General features: G+C 36.7%; 3 protein-coding genes. All 3 read right to left on the bottom strand.

Features of this window, described 5'->3' with window-relative positions:
• Positions 1-314: 314 nt before the first annotated feature.
• Positions 315-800, bottom strand: a complete 486-nt coding sequence (locus RLO81_RS00740; protein WP_350105792.1) for a hypothetical protein — start codon at positions 798-800, stop codon at positions 315-317.
• Between the two features lie 146 nt (positions 801-946).
• Complete coding sequence (locus RLO81_RS00735; protein ID WP_350105790.1) at positions 947-2080, bottom strand: hypothetical protein; 1134 nt, start codon at positions 2078-2080, stop codon at positions 947-949.
• A 56-nt stretch (positions 2081-2136) separates the two neighbouring features.
• Positions 2137-2515 (bottom strand): hypothetical protein (locus RLO81_RS00730; protein ID WP_350105788.1); only part of this gene is annotated, 379 nt, incomplete at its 5' end.

Here is a 2515-nt window from a genome sequence, read left to right as displayed (position 1 = left end):
CTCAAGATACGTTTTGAAGGTCTTCATAACATCTAGCCATGCTTCTTTCACTTCCACCACAAACTGCGTGGCCCCGATTGTAAAATTGCTACATGATAGCTTCGAAATTGAACAGTGAGGAAGACTAATTTTTCAGTAGTTGTAGATTATTGCTGCATAAAAATGGCCTGACTGACCTGGCTATTTTAATTGTCTGGGACTTGGAAATCCTTTTTTATCTGAAGCCCTGCAAAGGGCTGCGAAAAGTGCAGTAGTGTGAGGAGTCGTTCCGACTACACGAAGCCTTAGTTGTTGTGCTTAGCAATTATTAACTGTTAAACTGCGCTAATTATGGCTAAATATAGATTTGATGCATAACCGCAATAAACTAATAGTTCTTCAATTTCAAATTCTGAATTAAAATCTGCCATTTCAATATCATAGTCATAATTTAGTTTACTCCAGTTATTAACAGAAATCAGTGAAAACTGAAGTGTTTCCGATTCATTGTAAACTTCAAATTTCAGTTTCCATTTCGCCATGTTTTTCAATACATAATTACATTCCGTTCCATTTGATTTTTCTAATCGAATAATCATTTGACCTTTTAGGTTAAAAGTTATATCTCCTATGTTCGTGTTGTTCTTGTAAATATCAACCTTACTTGTCCAAATATTTTTTGGTTTGATTTCGATATTGTTTCCGTTCAAAACTGTTTTAGCCTTGTCTGAAAACCAATTATTATAAACCAATTCACAAATTTCCTTGTTTCTATCAGTTAATTTAAAATTTCCTTTTCCTGAACTTGATACTATTTTCATATGGTTAGTTTTTTATTACACCTAAAGACCAACTATAATGAGTGTACGCCCCGGTTGCTAGATGCACTGAAGATGACTGTCTGCATTTTCATATCAAAGAGCTCAGTTTGCGTATTCAGGGAAGTGTTTGTTACCTAACTAATTATTTACCACAACCCTATTTCCTTCATTACCATCGTTCTCACTTCAGAATCTAGTTTGATTTTTCTAATTCCCAGATAGGGTAAGTTGGGATCTTGATTCTCATACATTCTTATAATCCAGTCCTCCTGCTTTTCTTTTTTTCCAATATAGCCGTATAAATTAAACATTAACCAAGAACGTATAAAATGGTCTTTTGAATAGGATTCGAGGTATGGTAAGAGCTCCTCGAGAGCACCTTGAAATCCACCATGGGCAAAACCCTCCATTGCAATATCCGCTGTTTTTGGTGCCCCATGTATGCTGACAAGTTTTATCAGTTGTTTTACTGCTTCACTTTCTTGTTTGAGTGCAATGTATTTGTTCAAGAGCATGCCTTCTGCCATTGGATGTTTAGGCGCAATTCGTATTAATCTTTCCGCCTTTTTTGCAGCACTTAAAACTTTACCCTCTGTAGCAAACATGGCAGCACTAAATGCCAGTACCCAAGGATTCTCCGGGTCTAGTTCAAGGGCATAGTTCATTTGGTTCCATGCCTCATCCCATCGATTTTGGATCATTAGAAAATGGGCATATGTAATCCGCGTCATTGTCATATTTGGATTGTATTCAATGCTTTTTCTATAATACTTTTCTGCTTTTTTCCACTTGTTGAATACACCCCATGTATTATGCGCTGCTACACCCATCAATACTTCAGCATTTGTACTGTCCAATAGGTACGATAAATCAGTTAAGCTATCCAGAAGTGGTTGGTATGGCAAACTAGGAATAAATCCCATCTGTTTCTGAGACGCGATAAGCGTTGCTAAACCCTGGTATGCTTGTCCGAACAAAGAATCAATCTCTATTGATTTATTGAATTGTTTCCTGGCTAGATCAAATCCTTCCTGATTCAAGAAACCAGTATAATACATTCCCTTTAGGTAAGCTTCGTACGCACCTGGTTTGGGAATTCTTTTAGGCGCTAAATGTTTCTCGGTCTCCGGGAGTAGAGCTTCACCTATTTTAGTTGCCACATTTTTTGTTACTTCTCTATAAAGGTTTGGTAGTTCGTTTTTAAAAACACTATATGAATGATCCCAAAGCATTATCTCCTTTGGGTAAGCACTGTATAACTTAACATTTAATTCTACCATCGAATCAACTCTAGTTAGGGAGGTTTCGACGATGGCGTCTACGTCAATTTCATTAGCTATTCATTTAAAGGTTTGTTAGTGTTTTTATACGGAAGAGATGACGTCTTTGAAATTGTTCTAATGTTATTGAGTTTGCCCATTTCGGTAATCAGACCATCATGCATACCGGCAAGCAGGTATTCCTGACTTTCGTCTCCCAAATAATTAAAGAAAGGGAGTACCATAATGGATGTCAAAGAGCTCAGGTCATTGGATTTATCGTTATACAATTTTAAAACCCTCAGTTTTCCCGGATTCATTGAAAGTGGGTGGGAAAGGAAGTATAGAACCAGCATTGAGGCCCCAATAATATTAAGCACCTGTAATACAATTGCTTTTACATTAAATAGACCTTTGAAGGATGTAAAAATGATAGTAGCAGGGAGTCCAAAAAGC

Origin of the sequence: Fulvivirga sp. (assembly GCF_040220315.1) — a bacterium.
Lineage (GTDB): Bacteria > Bacteroidota > Bacteroidia > Cytophagales > Cyclobacteriaceae > Fulvivirga.
Note: the sequence above shows the minus strand (reverse complement) of the source record. Positions and strands in the feature narration are given on the sequence as shown.

Bases quoted from the DNA above. Each gene is read 5' to 3' on its own strand.
- RLO81_RS00735 (WP_350105790.1), bottom strand. From the start codon at position 2,080: ATGGTAGAATTAAATGTTAAGTTATACAGTGCTTACCCAAAGGAGATA.
- RLO81_RS00740 (WP_350105792.1), bottom strand. From the start codon at position 800: ATGAAAATAGTATCAAGTTCAGGAAAAGGAAATTTTAAATTAACTGAT.